This is a genomic window from Paenibacillus sp. FSL W7-1279 (assembly GCF_037969845.1).
Taxonomy (GTDB): domain Bacteria; phylum Bacillota; class Bacilli; order Paenibacillales; family Paenibacillaceae; genus Paenibacillus_AQ.
In genome coordinates this window covers 6692584-6717500 of the sequence record NZ_CP150215.1, presented here as the reverse complement: position 1 = coordinate 6717500, position 24917 = coordinate 6692584, and the positions used below count along the sequence as shown (strand labels likewise).

Genomic DNA, 24917 nt, shown 5'->3' with positions numbered 1-24917 from the left:
AGCGAGTCTGAATAGGGCGACTGAGTATGTGGGCGTAGACCCGAAACCGTGTGATCTACCCCTGTCCAGGGTGAAGGTGCGGTAACACGCACTGGAGGCCCGAACCCACGTATGTTGAAAAATGCGGGGATGAGGTGGGGGTAGCGGAGAAATTCCAATCGAACTCGGAGATAGCTGGTTCTCCCCGAAATAGCTTTAGGGCTAGCCTCGGAACTTTAGAGTCGTGGAGGTAGAGCACTGATTGGGTGCGGGGCCCGCAAGGGTTACCAAGCTCAGTCAAACTCCGAATGCCATAGACTTATATCCGGGAGTCAGACAGTGAGTGCTAAGATCCATTGTCAAAAGGGAAACAGCCCAGACCATCAGCTAAGGTCCCCAAGTGTGTGTTAAGTGGGAAAGGATGTGGAGTTGCACAGACAACCAGGATGTTGGCTTAGAAGCAGCCACCATTTAAAGAGTGCGTAATAGCTCACTGGTCGAGTGACTCTGCGCCGAAAATGTAACGGGGCTAAACACACCACCGAAGCTATGGCTTGATGCTTTGCATCAGGGGTAGGGGAGCGTTGTATGTAGGTTGAAGGTGTACCGTAAGGAGCGCTGGACAGCATACAAGTGAGAATGCCGGTATGAGTAACGAAAAGATCAGTGAGAATCTGATCCGCCGAAAGCCCAAGGTTTCCTGAGGAAGGCTCGTCCGCTCAGGGTAAGTCGGGACCTAAGGTGAGGCCGAAAGGCGTAATCGAAGGACAACAGGTTGAAATTCCTGTACCACCGTAAACCGTTATGAACGATGGGGTGACGCAGGAGGGTAGTGACGCGGACTGATGGATGTCCGTCCAAGCAGTGAGGCTGATGTGTAGGCAAATCCGCACATCGATAAGGCTGGGCTGTGATGGGGAGTGAAAATTATAGTAGCGAAGGTCATGATCTCACACTGCCAAGAAAAGCCTCTAGTCAGGTGAAGGTGCCCGTACCGCAAACCGACACAGGTAGGCGAGAAGAGAATTCTAAGGCGCGCGGAAGAACTCTCGTTAAGGAACTCGGCAAAATGACCCCGTAACTTCGGGAGAAGGGGTGCCTCGGTAGGGTGAATAGCCCGAGGGGGCCGCAGTGAAAAGGCCCAAGCGACTGTTTAGCAAAAACACAGGTCTGTGCGAAGCCGTAAGGCGAAGTATACGGGCTGACGCCTGCCCGGTGCTGGAAGGTTAAGGGGAGCGGTTAGGAGCAATCCGAAGCTGTGAACCGAAGCCCCAGTAAACGGCGGCCGTAACTATAACGGTCCTAAGGTAGCGAAATTCCTTGTCAGGTAAATTCTGACCCGCACGAATGGCGTAACGACTTGGGCGCTGTCTCAACGAGAGATCCGGTGAAATTTTAATACCTGTGAAGATGCAGGTTACCCGCGACAAGACGGAAAGACCCCATGGAGCTTTACTGCAGCTTGATATTGGATTTGGGTACGATCTGTACAGGATAGGTGGGAGCCTTTGAAGCATGAGCGCCAGCTTGTGTGGAGGCGACGTTGGGATACCACCCTGATCGTATCTAGGTTCTAACCTGGTACCGTGATCCGGTACGGGGACAGTGTCAGGCGGGCAGTTTGACTGGGGCGGTCGCCTCCTAAAGAGTAACGGAGGCGCCCCAAGGTTCCCTCAGAATGGTTGGAAATCATTCGAAGAGTGCAAAGGCATAAGGGAGCTTGACTGCGAGACCTACAAGTCGAGCAGGGACGAAAGTCGGGCTTAGTGATCCGGTGGTACCGCATGGAAGGGCCATCGCTCAACGGATAAAAGCTACCCTGGGGATAACAGGCTTATCTCCCCCAAGAGTCCACATCGACGGGGAGGTTTGGCACCTCGATGTCGGCTCATCGCATCCTGGGGCTGAAGTAGGTCCCAAGGGTTGGGCTGTTCGCCCATTAAAGCGGTACGCGAGCTGGGTTCAGAACGTCGTGAGACAGTTCGGTCCCTATCTGTCGTGGGCGTAGGAAATTTGAGAGGAGCTGTCCTTAGTACGAGAGGACCGGGATGGACGTACCGCTGGTGCACCAGTTGTTCCGCCAGGAGCATGGCTGGGTAGCTACGTACGGACGGGATAAGCGCTGAAAGCATCTAAGCGTGAAGCCCCCCTCAAGATGAGATTTCCCAACTAGTAAGACCCCTTGAAGACGACGAGGTAGATAGGTTGGAGGTGGAAGTGCAGCAATGCATGGAGCTGACCAATACTAATCGGTCGAGGGCTTATCCAAATCACCCCAAAAAGTGAAGTGAAGCTTTGAAGCTGACACCGAATACTTTTCGGGGACCCCGATACCACATCGGGTGAATGCTACGGATTCTAATCAACGCAAAGATCGTTTCGTATCTAGTTTTCAGGTGATCAAGCATCTGAGCCGTTTGGTGGCGATGGCGGAAGGGTTCCACGCGTTCCCATACCGAACACGACCGTTAAGCCTTCCAGCGCCGATGGTACTTGGACCGAAGGGTCCCGGGAGAGTAGGACGTCGCCAAGCGGATATATTCCCTGATAGCTCAGTTGGTAGAGCACTCGACTGTTAATCGAGTTGTCACAGGTTCGAGTCCTGTTCGGGGAGCCACTTGCTTCCATAGCTCAGTAGGTAGAGTGCATCCATGGTAAGGATGAGGTCACCGGTTCGATCCCGGTTGGAAGCTCCAGATTCGCTTTTGAATTGGACATGCATTGTGAAATTGCGGCCCGTTGGTCAAGGGGTTAAGACACCTCCCTTTCACGGAGGTAACAGGGGTTCGAATCCCCTACGGGTCACCATTATTCTTAATGCAACAGGGGATGAGAATCCCGTCGGTTCGTCGGAGGATAACTTCGTAAGCAGAGGCTTCGCAGTCTCGAACGAAGTGAGAGTATCCCCTACGGGTCACCACTATATTTAATCCATATTGTATGGAGGCTTAGCTCAGCTGGGAGAGCATCTGCCTTACAAGCAGAGGGTCGGGGGTTCGATCCCCTCAGCCTCCACCATTTCATGCATGATTCTAACGAGAATCAGCACAATAGAAGTATCTCATCGATTTTGGGGATTAGCCAAGCGGTAAGGCAACGGACTTTGACTCCGTCATGCATAGGTTCGAATCCTATATCCCCAGCCACTTTACCCCTAAAAGTGAAGTTACGCTTTGAAGGTGATTCCGAATACTTTTCGGGGGCCCTGAATTGCGAGCCATTAGCTCAGTTGGTAGAGCACCTGACTTTTAATCAGGGTGTCGAAGGTTCGAGTCCTTCATGGCTCACCATTGTTTCATCTTGTGCGCGTGTGGCGGAATTGGCAGACGCACTAGACTTAGGATCTAGCGTCTTTGACGTGGGGGTTCAAGTCCCTCCACGCGCACCATTTATGCGGACGTGGCTCAGCGGTAGAGCATCGCCTTGCCAAGGCGAGGGTCGCGGGTTCGATTCCCGTCGTCCGCTCCATTTGCGCCCTTAGCTCAGCTGGATAGAGCGTTTGACTACGAATCAAAAGGTCGGGAGTTCGAATCTCTCAGGGCGTGCCATTTTTTAAAAAAATTAATATCGGGATGTAGCTCAGCTTGGTAGAGCACCTGGTTTGGGACCAGGGGGTCGCATGTTCAAATCGTGTCATCCCGATTTGTTTAAGATTTATGCCCCGCAAAAGTAATCGGATTATACTCCGATGTGTAGCATCTCTTTTGTGGGTTGATATGCGGGTGTAGTTCAATGGTAGAACTCCAGCCTTCCAAGCTGGTAGCGTGGGTTCGATTCCCATCACCCGCTCCATACATAAGCAGGACATCACCGTGTGTGATGTTTTTTTACATATTCACACGACTATCCTGCGAAGTGTTAATGTGCTAAAGAATATAGGCAGGTCAAGGTTTATAGGACTAATGTCCATGGTATATGGGTATATCAATATCATGAGTTTTGTCGATTTGGCTAATTTTTTCGCCTGGAAAATGCAGATTTTCATGCGCTTTTATTGTATGATGTTAGGAAGGCGTTACGTCCTATAGACAAACTGCTGAAACGGGTTGAGATGGGAGGAGTAGCATGACTGAACTTACAGTAACCGCAAAGAGCAATTCCAACAATCTGCTGCGGCGAGATGTACGGTTCCTTGGCAATATTCTTGGAGAAGTTCTTGTCCACCAAGGTGGCAATGAGCTTTTAGATATAGTTGAGAAAATTCGTGAAACGAGTAAATCGTTGCGATCCGTATTCCTGCCAGAATTGTTTGCAGATTTCAAAAGGATCATCAGCACCTTGGAGCCCGACATTCGCCATCAGGTGATTCGCGCGTTTGCCATTTATTTTCAATTGGTTAATATCGCAGAGCAGAATCATCGCATTCGCCGCAAACGCGATTACGAGCGTTCCGCCGGGGAGAGTGTTCAACCAGGTTCCATTGAAAGTGCGGTCCAGGATTTGAAAGAGCGCAATATTACGTTTGAAGAAGTTCAAGAAATTCTCGAAAGTCTATCCCTTGAGCTGGTAATGACAGCTCATCCAACAGAAGCGATGCGTCGGGCTATTCTGGATATTCATAAACGGATAGCGGACGATGTTATGCAACTCGACAACCCGACACTGACATTCCGCGAACGAGAGCAGCTTCGGGAGAAACTACTGAATGAAGTGATTACGCTATGGCAAACCGACGAGCTTCGTGACCGTAAGCCGACGGTTCTTGATGAGGTCAGAAACGGTATGTATTATTTTCACGAGACTCTGTTTCACATTCTGCCAGAGGTTTATCAAGAACTGGAGCGCTGCCTAAGTAAATATTATCCGGGTCACCATTGGCACGTTCCAACCTATTTGCGTTTCGGTTCGTGGATCGGTGGCGATCGGGACGGAAATCCTTCAGTGACGGCGGACGTAACATGGAAAACGCTTGAAATGCAGCGGAAGCTAGCAATTCGTGAATACCAACGGATTTTGCGTGAATTCATGAAATACCTCAGCTTCAGCTCATCCATCGTGAGCGTTTCGGATGAATTGCTTCAATCCATTGAAAAAGACCGCGAGCATGTAACACTGAAGAAGATGGAAATTTGGCACAATGAGAAAGAGCCTTATCGTGTAAAACTGGTATATATGCTGGCTAAAATGAGTCATATTCTTGATGAGAACATGACGGGCAGCGAGCGTTATCAGTCCCCTGAGGAATTTATCGAGGACTTGAATATCATTGATCGAAGCTTGCGTTTCCATTTTGCTGACTATGTTGCAGACACGTATATTCAAAAACTGATTCGTCAGGCGGAGTTGTTTGGTTTCCATACAGCAACGTTGGACATCAGACAGCATAGCCAAGAGCATGAAAATGCCATGGCCGAGATTCTTCGTAAAATGAATGTGACTCAGGATTATGCCCAGTTAAGTGAAGATGAGAAGATCGAGCTGCTTAATAACCTGCTTAATGATCCTCGTCCATTGACGACGCCTTATCAAGAGTACAGCGACAGTACCGAAGAATGCCTTGAAGTATACCGTACCGTATTCCGTGCGCAGCAGGAGTTCGGCGTCAAATGTATTTCAAGTTATTTGATCAGTATGTCCGAGGGTGCAAGCGACATTCTGGAAGTGATGGTATTTGCCAAAGAAGTCGGACTTTTCCGTAAGGACAATGACGGTTCTGTAATAGCTACTTTGCAGGCTGCACCATTGTTTGAGACGATTGAAGACCTTCATGCCGCACCTGATATTATGCGTAAGCTCTTCAACCTGCCGATCTATCGGGAAGCGGTTAGCGCGATGAATGAGCTTCAGGAAATCATGCTGGGTTACTCCGACAGCAACAAGGACGGCGGAGCCATTACCGCGAACTGGGAGCTCCAGGTAGCACTTAAAGAGATTACGGCTGCTGCCAATGAGTATGGCATCAAGGTAAAATACTTCCATGGACGCGGCGGATCGCTTGGACGCGGTGGTATGCCTCTGAATCGCAGCATTTTGGCTCAACCGGCATCAACGATTGCGGGTGGCATCAAAATCACGGAGCAAGGCGAGGTTATTTCTTCACGTTATTCCTTGAAGGGAATTGCCTACCGCAGTTTGGACCAGGCGACTTCAGCACTTATTACGGCTTCTCTTAATGCCCGTTACCCTGAAAAAGAATCGACCGAAAAAGAGTGGGAAGAGATTTCCTCGAGCATATCGGCCGCTTCACAGAAGAAATATCAGGATCTGATCTTCCGTGATCCGGATTTCCTGAGCTTCTTCAAGGAATCCACGCCGCTTCCTGAAGTGGGAGAGCTGAATATCGGTTCCCGACCATCCAAGCGTAAGAACAGTGACCGTTTTGAGGACCTCAGAGCCATCCCTTGGGTGTTTGCGTGGACCCAGAGTCGTTACCTGCTTCCTGCATGGTACGCGGCTGGTACGGGCTTACAGAGCTTCTACCAGGGCAAGGAAGAGAATATGAAGGTGCTTCAGAAGATGTACAAGAGCTATCCGTTCTTTACGTCACTGATCGATACCCTTCAGATGGCTCTTGCCAAGGCTGATCTGATCATCGCCAAGGAGTATTCTTTGATGACGAAAGATGATCAAGTCCGCGAGCGTATCTTCGGTCTGATTCAGGATGAGTTCAACTTGACGAAAGAGCTTGTTCTTAAGATTACGGGACAACAGGATATTCTGGATAACCAGCCGGTCTTGCAGGAATCGATTCGACTCCGTAACCCTTACGTGGATCCGCTTAGCTATTTGCAGGTTCAATTGCTTAACGAGCTGCGCGAGCTGAGAGAGCAGGAGCAGGATGATCCGGATCTACTTCGGGAAGTACTGCTGACCATCAACGGCATTGCGGCGGGGCTTCGTAATACAGGTTGATCCGTACAGGATGCCAACGCTGTTTGAAAGGGATAGTTTAAGGCGAGGTTCCCTAAAGGAACCTCGTTTTTTCATCTATAGCAGTCTACTCTGATGAATAAAGTATCGGCTGCAGCATGGTTGTCATTGATAGAGAATAGGGATTCTTTTTGAATTATTGTTGATTTTTAGAAACAGTTGAATTACGATTTGAATGATGCTTTTTAGACGTTACCCATCAGACCATTCTGGGGGAATTGTGGTGGACAATTTGGATGTAAGACTGGCGAAGCTGGCCCGAAAAGGGGACCAGAGAGCTTTTGCCGAAATCGTAGAGCTTTATAAAGACAAGATTTTTCATTTGGCTTACCGGATGCTGAGTAACCGCCATGAGGCCGAGGATGTCGTACAAGAGACTTTTTTGCGTGTATATAAAAACCTTGATCGATACGACGAGAATCAGAAGTTCTCAACTTGGATATACCGAATCGGTACAAATCTTAGCATTGATCGGCTGCGCAAGCGCAAGCCGTCTTTCTCGCTGGACGCCGAACTGAATGAAAGCGAAGGTATGGACGGCTACTCCTTGATCCCGAGCGATAATCGTACACCGGAGAGTGAAATGCTGCTATCCGAGACACAGCGTATTATTCATACGGCGATTGACGGACTTCCTGCCAAGTATAAGACAATCATGATTCTAAGGTACATTCAGGATTTATCTCTGCAGGAGATCAGCGAGATTTTGGACTTGCCTGTAACAACGATCAAAACGCGTGTACATCGTGGACGCGAATTTTTACGCAAAAAATTAGAGTACAAATTGTGAGGGGAAAACGCCTATCGCCGTTCTTTGTGGAAGAGAGATCGCGTTTAAGGGCGCTTTTTTCTTGCGGAGCCAGAAAGTTAGTCCCTGCAAATTTTTTTCTGACTTTCTTTTAAAAAAATTGAAACATCCCTGATTCCGGCACGTATGAACAATAAGCAAGTCTTATGCCCCTATGGGGAAGGGACCCAGCAAAGAGATTGAATGAAAGGATTGGCTCACAAATGGATTGCAAATTAGCCGTCTCTTTGATGCATGATTATCTGGATAATGACTTGTCCGACCCACAGCAGCTGGAATTGCAGAAGCATTTGCGGGATTGTGCTGACTGTCGGAATTACTTCGAGAAGCTGGAGCATACCGATATGCTTCTTTATTCCTTAACTCATCATGCGACCAAGCCATCCGATGATTTAACGGAACGTATAATGGGCATGCTGCCGCAGCCCAAGAGACAAAAAGCTTGGGTCAAATGGGTTAGGAATCATCCTGCGCTCACGGCTGCAGCTTTGTTTTTAGTTGTCATGCTCTTTAGCACAATCAGTTTTTGGAGTCAGGATACCCAGCTGGTTGTAAAGAGTGACGAATTCGAAAAGCTGGTGATTGAAGGAGATACCGTCATTATTCCTCCGGATCAAATCATCACGGGAGATATTACAGTCGAGAATGGAAAGACGAAGGTCTACGGTCAAGTGAATGGCAACGTGACCGTCATTGACGGAGAATTATTTCAGGCTTCCACCTCACATATAGCAGGTCAAGTGAAGGACATAGATCGGGCGATGGACTGGATCTGGTACAAGATCTCCACTCTGTTTACAGATGCCGCTTACCGCTAGGTGAAACCTGATGCCTACTGAATAAAAGCGCCTCTTTTCTGTGAAAAGACGGCGCTTCTTTTGTTGACTTTATGATCTTTTTCATGGAAAGCAGTGGGCGTCCGCTTGCATCGGAAAGATTAACGTTATAACCTAGAGAGTGTAGAGTACATACTACATATATAAGTCTCATGCGTTATTAAAAAGGAAGTTCAAAAAGTCCCCGTGTGATCCGAAGAAAATGGAGAGCTGGTTCGGTGAAATCGAATCTTTCGCGTTCATTTTCGAGGAACCGGATTTTTTGGGCCCGCACTTAAAGGAAATGACGGGGGTTGCTGTATGGAGTATTTCACAGATATGACCTGGGGTGAAACCATTAAAGATATCATCGATATCCTTATCGTTACTTATATAATATACCAGATGATACTGCTCGTCCGCGGCACGCGGGCGGTCCAGCTGCTCAAAGGGATTTTGGTGCTGGTGGTCATCTGGGCTCTCAGCACCTGGTTTGATCTGTATACGCTGAAGTGGCTGATGAATCAGATCTTTACATTTGGGGTGTTGGCGATCTTTATTATCTTCCAGCCGGAGCTCAGACGTGGTCTGGAGCAGCTCGGACGAGGCAAGCTGTTTGGGCGGACGGCGGATATTGACGAGGAAACCAATAAGTTAATCAGCGAAACCATTAAGGCGGTTAATTATTTGTCTCGGCGCAAAATAGGGGCTTTGATCGTCTTTGAGCGGACGACGGGCCTGAATGAATATGTAGAATCAGGAATTCCGATGAGATCGGTGATCAGCTCGGAATTGTTTATTAACATTTTTATACCGAACACGCCGCTCCATGACGGAGCTGTCATTATTCAGAACGGTCAAATTGCGGCGGCTGGCTGCTATTTACCGCTATCAGAGAATCCTTTTATCAGTAAGGAACTGGGAACAAGACACCGTGCCGCTATCGGAATCAGCGAGGTGGGGGATGCGATTTCGGTTGTCGTATCCGAGGAGACTGGGCAAGTGTCGCTGGCCTTGAATGGACAGGTGGTTCGAGATATTAAGGAAGAGTCCCTCATCTCCAAATTGTATGAGGAGCTCAGGCCTGCCGCGTCCATTAAGGAGAAACGCACGTTCTTCTGGAAACGGAAGGGGGACGGCAGCAATGGATAAATGGATCAAGAACAACACGGCAAGCAAGCTCATTGCACTCGCTGTCAGTATTTTATTGTGGGCGATGGTTCATATGGACAGCGGAACGCCTGCACCGCCAACGACTTTTTATGATACCAAAGTCATTGAAGGCGTTGAGATACAGACTTATGGATTTGATGACAGCGAATATGCGTTAACAGGGATTGATAAAGACCGTGTAAATCTCGAAGTTCGGGGAAAGAAATCCAATATTTCGCTTTTGACCGACGATTATAAGGTGAAGCTTGATTTGAGCAACGTCAAAGAACCGGGTACGCACACACTTCCGCTAACGCCCTCCATCCCGAGTGGCGTGGAGATGGTATCGATGGAGCCTTCGGTTGTTACGGTGACGGTAGAGGCGAGAGTGTCGAAATCCGTGACGGTAAGTATTGGAACCAAAGGCGAGCCTGCTAAAGATTACCGGGCCGGAACACCCGTGCTGATTGACCCAAGGCAAGTCACGGTTACCCTGCCTGAATCGTCAATGGCGAATCTGGGGCAGGTCAAAGGTAATGTGGAGCTTGATGGTGCCAAAGAGAAGATTACGGAGAAACGAGTCAAGCTTACAGCATATGATAAAGAAGGCAACGCAATGGAAGATGCGGTCATTGAGCCTACTACAGTAGCAGCTGAAGTGCCGATTGAGCCTGCTTTTGTCACCCTGCCGCTGGAGCTTCAATATACCGGACGGCTGCCGGAAGGGTTTGTCCTATCCAAGGTGGAACAGAAGGTAAAAGAAGTGAAGCTGTTTGGCAGTAAAGAGGCGCTGGCAGGAGCTGAGACCTATATCGAAGCTACGATCAATCTGGGAGAAGTTAGAAATTCGGGAACAACAGTGCTTACGGCCGACTTGACGCCGCCTGAAGGTTTTGAGAAAATCGAGCCGAGCTCTGTAACGGTGGATGTTACGGCGGTATCGCATGGTGAACGGGTGATTACGGGGATTCCGATAACGTTAAAAGGGGTTGCCTCCGGCTTGGATGCTGTCATTACGGATCCAAAGACGAAGACCATATCTTTAACGCTCACCGGAGCGCCGGACTTGCTCAATAGCCTGGAGCCGACGGATATCGGAGCTGAAGCGAATGCAACCGGTTTGAAAGCCGGCGTTCACGAAATTCCGCTGCAGATCACGCTTCCTAACTTTATTAACCGTACGGATTCGGAACGTCCTGTTGTTAAGGTAGAACTCAAGGATAACTCCAAGCCCGTGACAACGGAGCCGGACACCTCGAAGAATGAGGGAACGGAAGACAAGCCGCCTGTTCCACCAGGAACGGGATCAGGAGCGGGAACAGGAACAGGCAATGATCAGGAGGAGGATCCGGAGACGCCTCCTACTCATGAAGACACGGATAACTCCGGATCAGGAGAAACCCCATCACATCCGCCGGGAGACGGATCGAATGATGGGACAACGGGATCAGAAACGTCCAATGATGGATAATAACGAAGAGTAGATAAAGGAGTATATAAAACATGGGGAAATATTTTGGTACAGATGGAGTAAGAGGAGTTGCCAATCAAGAGCTGACAGCGGAAATGGCTTACAGCATCGGTCGCTGCGGCGGCTATGTGCTCACTGGCGATAAAGAGAAGCCAACCGTCATCATCGGCATGGATACTCGCGTATCGGGGGCTATGCTGGAGTCGGCTTTGGTTGCAGGCCTGCTGTCAATCGGTGCACATGTCATTCGTCTGGGTGTCGTAAGTACACCAGCGGTGGCGTATATCACAAGACTTTTGAAGGCTGATGCGGGTGTTATGATCTCGGCTTCACATAACCCGGTACAAGATAACGGCATCAAGTTCTTCGGTGGAGACGGCTTCAAGCTGTCGGATGAGACAGAGCTTAAGATTGAAGAGCTGATGGATGCGGAAACGGATAATCTGCCGCGGCCAATCGGGGCTGATTTAGGTGAATTGCTGGTTGATAACGAATCGAAATATAAATACCTGGAATATTTGAAAACGACGGTCAATAACCGGTTTGACGGTCTGAAAATCGTACTGGACTGTGCTAATGGCGCAGCTTATGAGCTGGCTCCAAAGCTTTTCCGTGAATTGGGCGCGGATGTGATCACCATCGGTGCTGAGCCGAATGGCTTGAATATCAACGATCACTGCGGATCGACTCACCCGGAGAAACTCGTCGAGGCTGTGCTCCAGCATGGCGCTGACCTCGGTCTGGCTTTTGACGGAGATGCGGATCGCTTGATTGCCATTGACGCAAAAGGCGAGGAAGTAGACGGCGATTTCATTCTGTGCATTTGCGGTGATGCCATGAACCGTGCCGGCAAGCTGAAGGCAGGCACCATCGTTTCGACCGTTATGAGTAACATCGGTTTCTATAAGGCATGTGACAGCTTGAAGCTGAAAACTGCTAAAACGGCAGTCGGTGACCGCTACGTGATGGAAGAAATGCGCCGTGGCGGATATAACCTGGGTGGAGAGCAGTCAGGACACGTGATTTTCCTGGATCACAATACTACAGGGGATGGCATTCTGACGGGAATTCAATTGGTGGATACGTTGGTAGCCTCCGGCAAGCCTCTGCATGAGCTGAAGAGCAGCATGCGCAAGTACCCGCAAGTGCTGGTTAATGTTCGTGTTGGCGATAAGAGCAAGTACCAAGGCAATACCGTTATTGAGTCTGCGATTGCTGAAGTCGAAGGCATTCTGGGGGATAATGGACGTGTCCTAGTTCGCCCATCGGGAACGGAATCCCTCATTCGCGTCATGGCCGAAGGCCCGGACAAAGAAGAGCTCGACCGTTATGTAACGCAGATTGCAGACGTGGTGAAGCGGGAATTGGCGTAAGACTAAGGGTGTATTTTTCAAGGAAAGCAGACTAATTTTTGTCAGGGCCAGTGAACTATGCGGATCCGGTTCACTGGCCTGCTGCTTTTCAATGAAGCCAGTCAATGAAAGCGCAACACCCCCTGTCCTGTCAGCAAAGAGTGTGAATTACGGCATCGCTTGAGAGGGTAGGCCATTCGATGTCATTCATGGGGTTAATTATACGCAGGGCTTGGAGCACCTAGGAAACAGCCGAGTTGCCAAAGTGATATAGCATGAATATAATAAAGGATGTCATTCAAGAATAGAAAGCGAGGATTGTGAGGTTACTTCAAGCTTCATAAGCGCCAGAGCTTGTACCTGCGCGGGGATTGGTTATTGCTACGATAGGGATAACCAAACGGCAGAACGCAAGTTGACGAGGTAGAGGTGTTCGGATTATTCGGCGGGGACCTCTCGGTTATGCACCAACCGTAAGCGAATCACGGAAAAGGAATGGGCGACCGTTCTTACAACGAATCCGCAGGTGCTTCTTATTACAAATAATACAAAACATGAATGTGCGATTTAGAACAAGGCAGCGCGGTGGAAGAAGAGTGCATTCATGTCTGTTCAACTTAGCAGCCTAAATCATGCTGGATTTTTGAACGTTGATAATTGAATAAATCATTCTTCTTTCCTGATACCGCACAGATGCTGCCGTGTTCTATTTCCGCCTACTATTATAGGGAAATCGAACGGAGGAATCATACTATGTGTGGTATTGTCGGATATATTGGAAATCAGAAAACGCAAGCGGTGTTGATCGAGGGATTGAGAAAGCTGGAGTATCGCGGATACGATTCAGCAGGGATTGCCGTGTTTACGAATGAAGGTCTGCGTGTGGCCAAGGCACAAGGGCGTCTTGCCAATTTGGAGGAGAGACTCGAATCTGCTCCACTCGTGGGTACCGCTGGTATCGGTCACACTCGTTGGGCAACACATGGCCGGCCATCGGACGTGAATTCGCATCCGCATACAGACGAAAGCCAGAAGTTCTCTGTGGTTCATAACGGGATCGTTGAGAACTATCTGGAGCTGAAGGAAGAGCTGATCAGCCAAGGACACCACTTTGTTTCGGAGACCGATACCGAAGTTATCTCCCATCTCATTGCCCGTGAATATGACGGGGATATCGTAAAGGCCGTGCAGAAGGCGATCTCTTACATGAGAGGCGCATTTGCCCTTGGCGTTTTGACCGAGTATGAGCCGGATCGATTAGTGGCTGTGCGTCAAGCAAGCCCGCTTATTATTGGTCTTGGAGAAGGGGAGAACTTCATCGGTTCTGATATTCCGGCTATTTTGAAATATACGCGGAACGTATATATTCTCAACGATGGAGAGATGGCTCTGCTGACCGCAGATGCTGTCGAATTAATGACCATTGAGGGGAACTTTATTTCTCGGGAAATGATTCGTGTCGATTGGGATGCCGTTACAGCGGAAAAAGGCGGATTCGATCACTTCATGCTGAAGGAGATCCACGAGCAGCCAAAAGCATACCGGGATACCATGCTGGGCCGTGTAGATGAGAGCGGACGTAAAGTCGTTCTGCCTGAGCTGAAGCTGACACAGGAACAGATTAAGAACATTCGCAATGTTCAGATCGTTGCCTGTGGTACGGCTTACCATGCAGGACTTGTGGGACGCAGCGTGATTGAAGAGATGGTACGCATTCCGGTTGAGAATGACGTGGCGTCCGAGTATCGTTACCGTTCGCCAATCGTTACGCCAGAGACCTTGGTTATCGTTGTAAGCCAATCCGGTGAAACGGCAGATACCTTGGCTGCGCTTCGTGAAGCGCAGAGCCATGGCGCTCATGTCCTGGCCATCACGAACGTAGTAGGCAGTTCGATTGCCCGTGAAGCCAACGATGTGCTCGGCACCCTGGCTGGACCGGAGATCGCGGTAGCTTCCACGAAAGCCTATACTTCTCAGTTAATTGCGTTCTATCTGTTGGGTCTGTACCTGGCTCAAGTACGCGGTACGATGACCGAAGACGCTGTGGCTGAAGTGATTGCAGCGATGGAAGCACTGCCTGAACAGGTAGAGTCCATGCTGACCAACGCAGAATCAATCAAGGGATATGCCGAGCAAATTGCGGAGCATGAGAACCTGTTCTTCATCGGTCGTGGTCAAGACTACGCCGTAGCACAAGAAGGGTCTCTGAAGCTGAAGGAGATCTCTTACATTCATTCCGAGGCTTATGCTGCCGGCGAACTTAAGCATGGTACGCTTGCCCTTATTGAAGAGGGTATTCCGGTTATTGCCTTGGCAACCCAGGAAGCGGTTATGGAGAAAACGGTGAGCAACATCAAGGAAGTGAAGGCCCGCGGTGCAGAAGTGATGGCGATTACGCATGAAGAGCATGTGGCCGGCCTGCTGAAATCCGTGGATCAAGCCTTCGCCATTCCGAAGACCTTGCCGATCTTGACGGCTGCCTTGTCTGTCGTACCGTTGCAGCTGCTTGCCTACTACGCATCGCTTGCCCGTGGCAACGACGTGGATAAGCCGCGGAACCTGGCGAAGAGCGTGACGGTGGAGTAAGGTATGAGCGGACGACACACGACTGATATTTTGTATTAAAGTTATGTTCTAATTTGCAATAAAGTTGTGTTCTAGTGAAAAAGTTGTGTTCTTTGATTGAATTTTGTATTAAAGTTGTGTTCTTTGATTGAATTTTGTATTAAAGTCGTGTTCTTGCTCACTTTTTGCACTGTGGTTGGATTACAACATTTTGTTTGGAGACAGACATTAAAGACTAGTAACTAGTGTTAACATCCAATAAACCTTAAAGCCCATACAAACTCTGCACTAAGCTTATAAAGTTTAACTGTAAGCCGGAGCTGATTTCAGGCATTTACTCCTGATTTCACTCGGCTTTTTCTTTTCTCTCCGATCATTATCCTGCAGCCCCTTACCAGCTCCGAGTAACTTCACAAGAGCTTTATGATTGGATCATTGTTGGCTGGAAGTATGAACCTGTTGGACCACAACTAAAGAAGAACTTTTAGAGGAAACATTGTACACAAGATACTTTTCTGGTAATCGAGAAGGATTTTCCGGATTTTATAATGTGTCCAAGATAGATAGCGTTGAGCGAATTAAAGGCAATACACGAAGACATTTAGTTATTGCAAGTGCATTAAACTATTCAGGACATCACGCTCCTTCATATGAAAGAATCACTTTCACATTAATCGATACACCTGAGAACGGAATAAAAATCATTAAATTTAGAAAGAAAAGCAATGTAGATGGTAATACGAATAGTGAAAACAAAATCGCATTAGTGTGTTTAAACTCCCTCGAAGTGATTCAATTTCCTCACTCAAACTCATGAATTCGCAGGATTTCACCCTGAGCTAAACATGAAAGAAGAGAATCCAGGGGAGTCGGTGGCTGGGGACAGTAGAAAGGGCATGCGGGAACAAGGGTGTTGTGTCCAATACCCACTTTGTTCCATATCATGCACGTCTCCACTTTGCCCTAGTGATTCTCACTCCCATGTCTCAACGGGTCTTAGCCCTTTCATTCCTTCGTCACATCTAACTAAGGGGTGGAGGTCGGTCTTTCTAACGGAACGGGTCCGAGCCCTTTTGTTTAATATCTCCCGATACCTCGTGCTTCTTGTCATCCTGCGAATGCATGAGCTGGTGAGAAAAACTGCTTAAGCTGCTTGCGGAAACACTTTAGTCGAGTCGTAAGCTTCACTGCTTTTGGCCAGACCAACAAGCATACGGGCGACTTTACCGCACAATTTCATTATAGATTTCATTTTCTTGAGTTTTTTCACATCGACATTATGGTGGTGCAGGGCTCTAATATCCGGATTGGTCATGACCATGCACATCGTCATGAGATAGAGAAAACGTCGGAGACGAGGGCGGCCGCGTTTGCTAAGCGCCATTTTACCACGCCACTTTCCGGAACTGGCTTCAGTTAAATTGAGGCCGGCATGTCGTAATAAAGCATTTCCATGTACATAGCCGCTCAGATCTCCAGCTTCTCCTAGAATGCCAGCCAAGCTCGTTGCATTCAAACCCTGAATATCGAGCAGTTTCTGTGCATAGGGGATACGCCTCAAGATGAGATGAAGTTCATGCTCAATTTGTTCAAGTTGGCGCTGAGCCAAGTCATATTCCTCTAGTAGTTGACTCAGATGAAGCTTGTAGGCTTGGAGTGCCTGCGTGGCGCCAATGCTGCATTTTGCTAGTTCAATGAGCTGTTCCGCTCGTTTAACTCCAGCATGACGCTTTACATATTGTTTCCAACCGGTAAGAACCTCTTCTGTGGTTAATCTACTAATTTCCTCCGGTAAGGGAAAGAGTCTGAGCGTAGCAATAGAGCTGGTACAGGTAAGGGTTTTAAAGACCTGGCGCAGCTCAGGGAACACGATATCAACCCATCGATGAATTTGGTTAACAGCACTGTTGAGCCGTTTTGTAACCGTGTCTCGGTTAGCCATGAGAATTCGCAGTTCTTCGTAGGCTTCTGGATGAAAACGAACAGGGGAGTAGTACCCGTTTTTGACCATGTCTGCAATGACAAGAGCATCTTTGCGGTCACTTTTAGATGGCGAGTTGTCACGGTTCTCCTTATTCTTTTTAACGAGATGGGGATTAACGAGAACGGCTTCAATGCGCTGAGAAGAGAGCCAGCGCGCAAGATTCAGCCAGTAATGACCTGTAGGTTCCATGCCTATAATGACTTTGTTAAGCTTGTAGGTTTGGAGTAGATCCTGGATCCAGCGTCCAAATAGCTTGAAACCCTCAAGATGGTTACCGAATTCCAGCGGTGCACCTAAAGCAATCCCGCGAAAGCTGACGGCCCGGGCAACATGAGTATCTTGAGCAATGTCTACTCCGACGACCAGATGATGAGCGGTAATGTTTTCAATGAGTTGATTTTGCTTATCTTGTGCTTTAAACTTCATAGTAGAGCGACCTCCTGGATGGGCTTTTTGAGGCAATGACCTCGTGTGTAACCCCATCGTACCGAGGCGCTCGTTTTTGTTCAATCTCCAAAATATTCGTATTACAGGAATTCTAACGGGCAGATTACTTTAGTTACAACATTAACCTTCGGGAAAATACAAGCTTTATTGCGATGCCCAACCGATACATTCTTATCTAATCAAAACTTTACCTATACCCTTGGCAAGGCAGCATGTTACCATATTACTGTTGTCCGAGAATTTACCAGTACCGGGGGTATTTTAATATATGAGCATTAACTTACAAGTTTGGATTCAGGAAGCCGATTTGGTGAGCATGCAAAAGGCAATGTCTTCGGGTGAATGTACATCCGAAGCCCTCGTCCTTGCATATATCGAACGCATTCATAGGTATAATCCTCTGATCAATGCCGTATTAGAGATCAATCCAGATGCTCTTGAAATAGCAAGGAATCTTGACCTTGAGCGAAATACAACAGGTAGTAGGGGGCCGCTGCACGGAATTCCAATCCTGCTAAAGGATAACATCGATACGTACGACCGGATGCATACGAGCGCTGGTTCAATCGCATTGGCTGAGTCGTTTGCTCCTGAAGATGCGTTCGTAGCCGCAAAGCTCCGGGCCGCTGGCGCTGTTCTTCTAGGTAAGGCCAATATGACCGAGTGGTCGAACTTTATGTCCAATCGTATGCCAGCTGGATACAGTTCCAGAGGAGGATATGTGTTGAATCCATATGGACCTGGCAAGCTCTTCGTCAGCGGATCAAGTTCAGGATCGGCTGCAGCCGTAGCGGCGAACCTGACAGCAGCAGCGATCGGAACAGAAACCGCAGGTTCGATTATTGGGCCGGCCAGCCAACACTTTCTCGTCGGAATAAAACCTACTGTAGGGCTTGCGAGCCGCAGCGGAATTATCCCAATCTCTATAAGTCAGGATACGCCAGGACCGATTTCAAAGACAGTCACTGATGCAGCGATTCTACTTGGGGCAATCGTCGGGATTGACGAAAACGATAAGGCAACTTGGACTAGCACACATCGTACTTTTCATGACTACACAACTTATCTAGACAGAGACTTTCTGTGTAAAACTCGAATTGGGATTCCTAGACATTACTATCGGTCGTTGGATGAAGAAAGACTTTCCATCATGGAATCCGCCATTAATGTTCTGCGTGAGCAAGGTGCTACAGTTATCGATCCTGTGGACCTCCATTTGGAACAGCATCCATGGAACAATGATGTTATCTGCTACGAATTCAAAACAGGCCTGAATCGCTATTTATCAAAGTTGAACTCGGATCTGCCCGTACATTCTCTTCAAGATCTGATAGCTTATAATCAGAAACACGCTGCATCCGCATTGAAGTTTGGCCAAGATAATCTGATTCGTTCGGAACAAAATGCGCTAAACGAGACAACATATCAACTTAAACGACAAGAATATAACCATCCGGCTGTAACGCAAGGGATTGACTATGTACTCGATCAACACGGCTTAGATGCTTTAATGTTACCCGGTGACGTTGATGGCATGTACATTGCTGCCCGGTTAGGGTATCCCCTTATTACGGTGCCCGCCGGTTATTCAGCAAAAGGAACAATTGATGCTGATGGCGATTCGACGCAGGGGCCATTTGGTGTTGTCTTTTCCGGGAGGGCTTTAAGTGAGCCCACGCTAATCAGCATCGCCTATAGTTTTGAGCAGGCAACACTAATCCGTCGTCAACCAGAAATGGGCTAAGCTAACGGAGAACGATAGTTGAACCAATACAGGGAGCAGAACGCCGCGACGCTGCTCCCTGTTCTATTGTAATTGGCAGGATAATTCAATAGGATATTAGTCTTTTATGGTAAGATTATAGAACAAGATAAGTTATAGTCGTCGTTTTTAGAATGAACAGTATGAAATTATAGGGGAGTCCTAAATTGAAAAAGAAAATGAACTATTTAATCTTAATTTTAACGATCATCTTTATGGTTGGTTGTACCAATGTAGAAGATCCGCCTATTACAAATGGAGAAAACGCCATACAAGAAGTAACCAAAGTTGATAAAGAAGCAGAGGGAACTATTACCGAGGCCATTAAGGAACCAAAAGGAGAAGAAAAGGTTGTTGATGAACCGGCAGTCGAGGAAACACCAACCCAACCAAATAACGATCTATTCTCAGGATACGAACGTATTGAAGTGGATGCTTGTGATTTGTCTGGCCATCGTGAACCTAACGTCGTTGTGGATGTTGGTTACGGGAAGCGTGAATACTGGGCATTTACAAACGAACACGGGCAACTAGTGCGTGTCATTGCTGATAAAATCATTCTACAAGATGACAATAAAGAGCCTGTGTCATCGTCTGGTAGGTATTGTGCTGATGAAGCAAAGGTCCCTGGGGTTGAGAGTGCTGTTTTAGACGAAGGACATGCCATAGCTGATTCTCTTGGCGGTGTATCCAATGCTTATAATATCACCCCACAAGATAGTACGCTCAACCGACATGGTGATCAAGCATATATGGAAGACGCTATACGCAAAGCAGGTGGAGCTACTAATTTTGAAGCAATTATCACCTACCCGAACACGAAAACGCAGATTCCCTCCAGTTATCAATACACCTATACGTTAAAGGGTAACGTGATTGTCGATAAATTTGATAATGTGAATCCTGACGAAGTAAACAAAACCCTTGGTTTAACAGACAGTAAGCCTTCTGATTCAAAAAGTTCTAACACAAAAGCGACTAATCCAAATACAAAAGATGATCTTTCTAGTGTTGATACCAATGGTAACGGGAAGATAACGATAAAAGAAGCGAAAGCAGCCGGTTATAGTATGCCAATAACGAGTGATCATTGGTTATACAAATACATGGATGATCGTGATGGTGACGGTATGGTAGGTGAGTAAGACTAAAATTAAATGAACGGAAGAACAGAACATACTCCTGTTTGCCACAATTCCCTATGGATGGTGTTATAACTAGAGATGAACATCCTGAATGGTTTCAGAGTATTGAATAATAACTCTTGATAACTCATGGTGGTTGAACTAACGGGAAACGATAGCTTAATAAAAACAGCAGCGATCGGTTTAGATCAGCTGCTGTTTTTTATTAATATAACCGGCTGAGTATGGGATCGTGGCAATGTTATCAAGTTCTTGTCATCCAACAAAAATAATAAGGCTGATAGGCGTTTTTCATTTGTCCCGGCTTTCAGACATATGTACAAAATACTAAGTAATGTTCAATGTAATTTGATTTGAAATATCCAAGAAGATGCTTAGGTTCATTTATTGAATTGCATAGTGATTTTTGTAAACATTATTATCCGAACTAAATTTAAATGGAACGAAGTTAAGTCGCTCACTTGAGCGGCTTTTTATTATTGGTAGTCTGAGAAAAGAAATCAGGAACTTATTATTTTCCGTTTACTTTCTCCTTATTATCTCTTAATATATGGATAACTATAGATAAGGGGTTGAGTAATAGTGAATGCTAAAGAAGCAGCGTTGTTACTTGGGGTTCATTATAAAACCATTCTTAACATGATTAATGACGGGCGTTTAGCCGCTTCGAAAAACGACTCCGGAGATTGGGTAATCAGTGAGAGTGACTTGGCTGCTCGCGAGCAAGAGATCGGCGATAAGGAGTTTGCAACGATTTATACTCATATGGCAGTACAAATAATTGAGAAAGCTCATAACCGGGCTATACAAGCAGCAAGAGAAGAGCTTATTGACGTCGCACGTGCAACAATAAAGGTCAAAGAGAATAGGAATGAGTTAAATCAACAAGTAAAACGTCTTCAAAATGCATTAGATGCATATAAGGCTGCTGAAGCATTCACACTTACTGTTGATTCAATCAAAAAACAAGCGGAAATAGAAAGTCACCGATAGTACCTGATAAGTATTGGAAACATATCTAAACGGAACTGATTATGTGGAGGTGTACTTAATAAGTGCAGAATGATACCCAAGAAGATCTATGGCAAAGAATACTGGGTGAACTTGAAAAAAAGATTAGCAAACCAAGTTTTGATACCTGGCTAAATTCTACGAAGGTTATTACTTTTAATGAAGCTGAACTTATTATTAGTACCCCTACACAGTTTACGAAAGATTGGTTAGAAACACGTTACGTTAACCTTATAAGAATGGCGGTGAATGAAACTTTAAACCGAAATATCACTGTAAAGGTAATAATCGAGGATGAAGAGATTTTGTCTGAGAAGGGTAAATCGTTGAAAATGAACTCTGGATCCACAGAAACGAAGCTAGATCCAAAAGTTTCATTGAATAGAAAATATACTTTTGAAAACTTTGTTGTAGGCACAGGGAACCGTTTTGCACATGCAGCTGCACTTGCAGTAGCTGAAGCACCGGGCAAAGCTTATAATCCGCTTTTCTTGTATGGTGGAGTTGGACTCGGTAAAACTCATTTAATGCATGCGATTGCCCAACATGTATTAGATCATAATTCCAAAGCAAAAGTACTATATATATCTTCTGAAAAATTTACTAATGAATTTATAAATGCAATTATGAATAATCGCGGCGAATTATTTAGAAATAAATATCGAAATATAGACGTTTTATTGATTGATGACATTCAATTTATAGCAGGTAAAGAACAAACACAGGAGGAGTTTTTTCATACATTTAACGCTCTTCAGGAGGAAGGTAAAGCTATCATTATCTCTAGTGATAGACAACCTAAAGAAATCCCAACGCTAGAAGAACGATTGCGCTCCCGTTTTGAGTGGGGCCTTATTACAGATATTCAACCACCAGATCTTGAAACAAGGATTGCTATTCTGTGTAAAAAAGCAAAGTCTGAAAAACTTGATATTCACAACGATGTCATGCTATATATTGCAAACCATTTTTTCACTAATGTCCGAGAATTAGAAGGAGCTCTTATTCGCGTTGTAGCATATTCATCCCTAACCAACCAGGATATTGGGGTCCCAATGGCCGCAGAAGCTCTTAAAAATTTATTACCGTCTGTAGGACCTAAGACTATTACTATACAAAAGATTCAACAACGAGTAGGGGAATTTTACGGAATTAAGATAGAAGATTTTAAAGAACGAAAAAGAACAAAAGCAGTAGCATTTCCGCGTCAGATCGCAATGTACTTATCCAGAGAACTCACTGACATTTCATTACCAAAAATAGGTGAACAATTCGGAGGCCGTGATCACACTACAGTTATTCATGCATACGAAAAAATAGTTCAAATGCTTCAAAAAGATCAGGAACTTTGTGCAGTAATTAAAGCTTTAACGGATAAAATTAAAGATTAACCATAATGTAAAAGAGTTGTAATGGACGACTTTGAAAGATGATGGAGGAACAGCTTTTAAGTTTGCTTGCTTATGTGGCTAGCGGCAGGCAGAAGGTCTTGATGTTGCTCGATCTGAGGGCGTTACCTTTGGAAGGCCCAAGTAATTGCAAAAGTTGTATGAATTTTACTCCATTTCGTTATATTAAGTAAGTAGCATATACGGAGGGGGTGAAATGGAATGACCGTAGCGTCTCAATTAAAAACAGCAGTATCTTCAATGAAAAGTGCTCAAGCCAGTTTTGAAACTTTTGCATTAGGTACCCAAAATCAAGAAGCAAAGACGTTATTTACCAAAGCGGCACAACAGACACAGAGTATTATCGACCAAGTTATGCCCCGTGTACACCAAATTGAGCAAGAAGAACCGCAATATAAAGGATTTTAAGAAAAACAGCCATGTGGAATCCCACGTGGCTGATTTAACCTTAAATTATTGAGCTGAACGCGGTTGTTGTTCGCGCCAACATTCTATATACGCTGAAATTGGGTATTACTAATGTCAAATTACTCCGACGTACTCATTTATTTAACTTGAGCTGGACCTCCTGATCGAGGCACTATTGATTCGAACTACCCCGTACCGTTAACTTCATCCGCCTTCTTTGTTATCTCCTGCATTTTTAATGGATTCGAGAAAATAAGGTAAAATTACGGTTGCATCAATCACACAGGTAAATATAACAAAGGCAAAGGAAACCGGAAAGCTTGTCATATACATTCTTCCGGTTATAGCAAAACAGAACGCGAAGAATATCGCAATAATCCAGTTTAAGGCGATACAAATTCGAATCAATAAACCTAACCATTTTTGACACCAACTCATTTTGCTTTGACTCCTTTTATACGTTGATACCGTGTGGTTTGGAGCAACCGATTCTTTCTTCATAGCTAGGTCTGAACCCAGTTGTTTCCAATTGGTTCAACAATTTATATGACCGGGGGGACTTCCTACGCAGTTTTTCTAAACCTTCTGAAGAAAAGTGTCCTCAATGCAAAGTTGTCTTCAGTATTGATCCGTACTGCCATTCAGGGTGCTTTTAGTTTCCCTGCACTATTCAATTTTACCGAAACCTTAATCTCTTGCAGGGATTCCGTTGTTAAGTTGAGACCACCTTCGGAATAGATCCTTTTCCAATCTTTATTTTGCTGTCGGTACAACGCATGTTCCAGTTGTAAAAGATCGGAATGGATTTCAAGCCCATTCTCAAAGGTTTTTTGGATTTCTTTCTGGACTTGTTCTGCCGCTTTTTCTTCCATAAGCCGTTCTGACATCGGTTGGATGACCTCACTAACATTTCCCGAAAGTTTTACATCGACCGTATACGTAACGCCATTTCCGTTGGCTTGCGGAATAATTTTGATCTTTGGGTTTTCGAGCGACAATGCAACCTGAGGCTTTCCACTACTTCGAATAATTAAAGGGCTGCGTTGGGTGTTGGGGTTCACCCAGCGAAGTCCAGGAATACTTTCAACGCCTAGCCGTCCTTGATATTTTCCGTCCTGGAAAATGAAAACGCCATCCATTTCAAGCATCGAATGCCGACTTCTATCTTTTTTCCAGTGCCGTTCGGAAATTGCTAAAGAAGGCAAAAGGGTCGCTTTCCCAGGTTCGTGGATATCGGACACGAACTCCCTGGAGGTTAACGGGGAAATGACCGATTCTTGTTTGTAACTCTCCTGCGGTTGAGCAAGCAATGACATAAGCGGTGATAGATTAAAAAAAGGAGTTACCTCAAAAACTTGGTCTAGAGGCTCCGTTGTGCCAAAAAACCATGGCGTGTAGCGCATTTCATAATAGCGGTGCCGCAGTTCATCGATCTCCTTTAATCCCTTTCTCAGTGCGTTTTCACTTACAACAACGGCGAAAATTTGACCGAAAAAAATGCGCATCTGCGATGTGCGGTACAAATCATTAACGGCACTAATTGTCGTTTCCCCCTTGCCTTGGCCAACCCACACGGGAATTGGCTGGAGTGGCTTCCCGGATTCCATTTTGGCAACGCTCGAGAAATCCAGCAGTTGCCCATAAACGGTGTATTGACCGTTGGCATAATCGATCCCGATACTCGTTAAATAATTGACGTCTTGAATATCCTTCATATCCCAACATCCAGTTAGAAGAAG

General features: G+C 46.3%; 15 protein-coding genes, 11 tRNA genes and 2 rRNA genes (1 of these 28 running past the window's edge). 25 read left to right on the top strand and 3 right to left on the bottom strand.

All coding sequences use genetic code 11. The features are described from left to right. The 20 genes from MKY82_RS30515 to glmS all read left to right on the top strand — a co-directional run. Window positions 1–2248 (top strand): 23S ribosomal RNA (locus MKY82_RS30515) (it extends 680 nt beyond the left edge of the window). A gap of 147 nt (window positions 2249–2395) precedes the next feature. Further along, window positions 2396–2512 (top strand): 5S ribosomal RNA (rrf, locus tag MKY82_RS30510). A gap of 8 nt (window positions 2513–2520) precedes the next feature. Beyond that, window positions 2521–2596 (top strand) — tRNA-Asn (locus MKY82_RS30505). A gap of 3 nt (window positions 2597–2599) precedes the next feature. Then, window positions 2600–2675: transfer RNA gene (locus tag MKY82_RS30500), tRNA-Thr, on the top strand. 37 nt (window positions 2676–2712) lie between these two features. After that, window positions 2713–2787: transfer RNA gene (locus tag MKY82_RS30495), tRNA-Glu, on the top strand. A 134-nt stretch (window positions 2788–2921) separates the two neighbouring features. Beyond that, window positions 2922–2997 (top strand) — tRNA-Val (locus MKY82_RS30490). 53 nt (window positions 2998–3050) lie between these two features. Continuing rightward, window positions 3051–3125: transfer RNA gene (locus MKY82_RS30485), tRNA-Gln, on the top strand. Between the two features lie 68 nt (window positions 3126–3193). Further along, window positions 3194–3269 (top strand) — tRNA-Lys (locus MKY82_RS30480). A 14-nt stretch (window positions 3270–3283) separates the two neighbouring features. Continuing rightward, a tRNA-Leu gene (locus MKY82_RS30475) sits at window positions 3284–3367 on the top strand. A 5-nt stretch (window positions 3368–3372) separates the two neighbouring features. Continuing rightward, window positions 3373–3447 (top strand) — tRNA-Gly (locus MKY82_RS30470). A 3-nt stretch (window positions 3448–3450) separates the two neighbouring features. Beyond that, window positions 3451–3527: transfer RNA gene (locus MKY82_RS30465), tRNA-Arg, on the top strand. 20 nt (window positions 3528–3547) lie between these two features. Next, window positions 3548–3621: transfer RNA gene (locus MKY82_RS30460), tRNA-Pro, on the top strand. Window positions 3622–3697: 76 nt separating this feature from the next. Further along, window positions 3698–3771, top strand: a tRNA-Gly gene (locus MKY82_RS30455). Between the two features lie 273 nt (window positions 3772–4044). Beyond that, window positions 4045–6831 (top strand): phosphoenolpyruvate carboxylase, encoded by a 2787-nt coding sequence (gene ppc / locus MKY82_RS30450; protein WP_194544691.1) that lies wholly within the window; start codon window positions 4045–4047, stop codon window positions 6829–6831. 241 nt (window positions 6832–7072) lie between these two features. Beyond that, the gene (gene sigW / locus MKY82_RS30445) at window positions 7073–7639 is read left to right on the top strand and encodes an RNA polymerase sigma factor SigW (protein WP_071221879.1); all 567 of its coding nucleotides are present in this window, start codon (window positions 7073–7075) and stop codon (window positions 7637–7639) included. A 221-nt stretch (window positions 7640–7860) separates the two neighbouring features. Beyond that, window positions 7861–8475, top strand: coding sequence for a zf-HC2 domain-containing protein (locus MKY82_RS30440; protein ID WP_194544690.1), 615 nt, complete (start codon window positions 7861–7863; stop codon window positions 8473–8475). A 318-nt stretch (window positions 8476–8793) separates the two neighbouring features. Beyond that, window positions 8794–9624: a diadenylate cyclase CdaA gene (gene cdaA, locus MKY82_RS30435; protein ID WP_071221881.1), complete on the top strand. Its 831-nt coding sequence runs from the start codon at window positions 8794–8796 to the stop codon at window positions 9622–9624. Further along, window positions 9617–11095, top strand: coding sequence for a CdaR family protein (locus tag MKY82_RS30430; protein ID WP_220683819.1), 1479 nt, complete (start codon window positions 9617–9619; stop codon window positions 11093–11095). The genes cdaA and MKY82_RS30430 overlap by 8 nt, the downstream gene beginning before the upstream one ends. A gap of 32 nt (window positions 11096–11127) precedes the next feature. Further along, window positions 11128–12468 (top strand): phosphoglucosamine mutase, encoded by a 1341-nt coding sequence (glmM, locus tag MKY82_RS30425; RefSeq protein ID WP_194544688.1) that lies wholly within the window; start codon window positions 11128–11130, stop codon window positions 12466–12468. A 732-nt stretch (window positions 12469–13200) separates the two neighbouring features. Next, complete coding sequence (glmS, locus tag MKY82_RS30420) at window positions 13201–15033, top strand: glutamine--fructose-6-phosphate transaminase (isomerizing) (RefSeq protein WP_220683820.1); 1833 nt, start codon at window positions 13201–13203, stop codon at window positions 15031–15033. Window positions 15034–16156: 1123 nt separating this feature from the next. Here glmS and MKY82_RS30415 read toward each other — a convergent pair. After that, the gene (locus MKY82_RS30415; protein WP_063477462.1) at window positions 16157–17422 is read right to left on the bottom strand and encodes an IS110 family transposase; all 1266 of its coding nucleotides are present in this window, start codon (window positions 17420–17422) and stop codon (window positions 16157–16159) included. Window positions 17423–17711: 289 nt separating this feature from the next. On the opposite strand from MKY82_RS30415, the gene MKY82_RS30410 reads away from it, so the two are divergent. The 5 genes from MKY82_RS30410 to MKY82_RS30390 all read left to right on the top strand — a co-directional run bounded on the left by MKY82_RS30410 (window position 17712) and on the right by MKY82_RS30390 (window position 23178). Next, the gene (locus tag MKY82_RS30410; protein ID WP_339220130.1) at window positions 17712–19187 is read left to right on the top strand and encodes an amidase family protein; all 1476 of its coding nucleotides are present in this window, start codon (window positions 17712–17714) and stop codon (window positions 19185–19187) included. Window positions 19188–19372: 185 nt separating this feature from the next. Next, a complete protein-coding gene (locus MKY82_RS30405) occupies window positions 19373–20350 on the top strand; it encodes a DNA/RNA non-specific endonuclease (RefSeq protein WP_231887925.1) in 978 nt (325 codons plus the stop codon). Between the two features lie 582 nt (window positions 20351–20932). Then, window positions 20933–21343, top strand: coding sequence for a helix-turn-helix domain-containing protein (locus tag MKY82_RS30400; protein ID WP_339220128.1), 411 nt, complete (start codon window positions 20933–20935; stop codon window positions 21341–21343). A 62-nt stretch (window positions 21344–21405) separates the two neighbouring features. Then, window positions 21406–22752: a chromosomal replication initiator protein DnaA gene (gene dnaA, locus MKY82_RS30395; protein WP_339220126.1), complete on the top strand. Its 1347-nt coding sequence runs from the start codon at window positions 21406–21408 to the stop codon at window positions 22750–22752. 219 nt (window positions 22753–22971) lie between these two features. Further along, the gene (locus MKY82_RS30390; protein WP_339220124.1) at window positions 22972–23178 is read left to right on the top strand and encodes a DUF1657 domain-containing protein; all 207 of its coding nucleotides are present in this window, start codon (window positions 22972–22974) and stop codon (window positions 23176–23178) included. A 204-nt stretch (window positions 23179–23382) separates the two neighbouring features. On the opposite strand, the gene MKY82_RS30385 is transcribed toward MKY82_RS30390, so the two are convergent. Next, the gene (locus tag MKY82_RS30385; protein ID WP_339294959.1) at window positions 23383–23616 is read right to left on the bottom strand and encodes a hypothetical protein; all 234 of its coding nucleotides are present in this window, start codon (window positions 23614–23616) and stop codon (window positions 23383–23385) included. Window positions 23617–23819: 203 nt separating this feature from the next. Further along, window positions 23820–24893: a Ger(x)C family spore germination protein gene (locus MKY82_RS30380; protein ID WP_339294958.1), complete on the bottom strand. Its 1074-nt coding sequence runs from the start codon at window positions 24891–24893 to the stop codon at window positions 23820–23822. Window positions 24894–24917 lie beyond the last annotated feature (24 nt).

Excerpts from the sequence above, each read along its gene's own strand:
- MKY82_RS30415 (WP_063477462.1), bottom strand. The coding sequence starts at position 17,422 with ATGAAGTTTAAAGCACAAGATAAGCAAAATCAACTCATTGAAAACATT.
- glmM (WP_194544688.1), top strand. The coding sequence starts at position 11,128 with ATGGGGAAATATTTTGGTACAGATGGAGTAAGAGGAGTTGCCAATCAA.
- glmS (WP_220683820.1), top strand. The coding sequence starts at position 13,201 with ATGTGTGGTATTGTCGGATATATTGGAAATCAGAAAACGCAAGCGGTG.
- MKY82_RS30430 (WP_220683819.1), top strand. The coding sequence starts at position 9,617 with ATGGATAAATGGATCAAGAACAACACGGCAAGCAAGCTCATTGCACTC.
- MKY82_RS30440 (WP_194544690.1), top strand. The coding sequence starts at position 7,861 with ATGGATTGCAAATTAGCCGTCTCTTTGATGCATGATTATCTGGATAAT.
- MKY82_RS30410 (WP_339220130.1), top strand. The coding sequence starts at position 17,712 with ATGAGCATTAACTTACAAGTTTGGATTCAGGAAGCCGATTTGGTGAGC.
- MKY82_RS30380 (WP_339294958.1), bottom strand. The coding sequence starts at position 24,893 with ATGAAGGATATTCAAGACGTCAATTATTTAACGAGTATCGGGATCGAT.
- ppc (WP_194544691.1), top strand. The coding sequence starts at position 4,045 with ATGACTGAACTTACAGTAACCGCAAAGAGCAATTCCAACAATCTGCTG.
- cdaA (WP_071221881.1), top strand. The coding sequence starts at position 8,794 with ATGGAGTATTTCACAGATATGACCTGGGGTGAAACCATTAAAGATATC.
- MKY82_RS30385 (WP_339294959.1), bottom strand. The coding sequence starts at position 23,616 with ATGAGTTGGTGTCAAAAATGGTTAGGTTTATTGATTCGAATTTGTATC.
- MKY82_RS30390 (WP_339220124.1), top strand. The coding sequence starts at position 22,972 with ATGACCGTAGCGTCTCAATTAAAAACAGCAGTATCTTCAATGAAAAGT.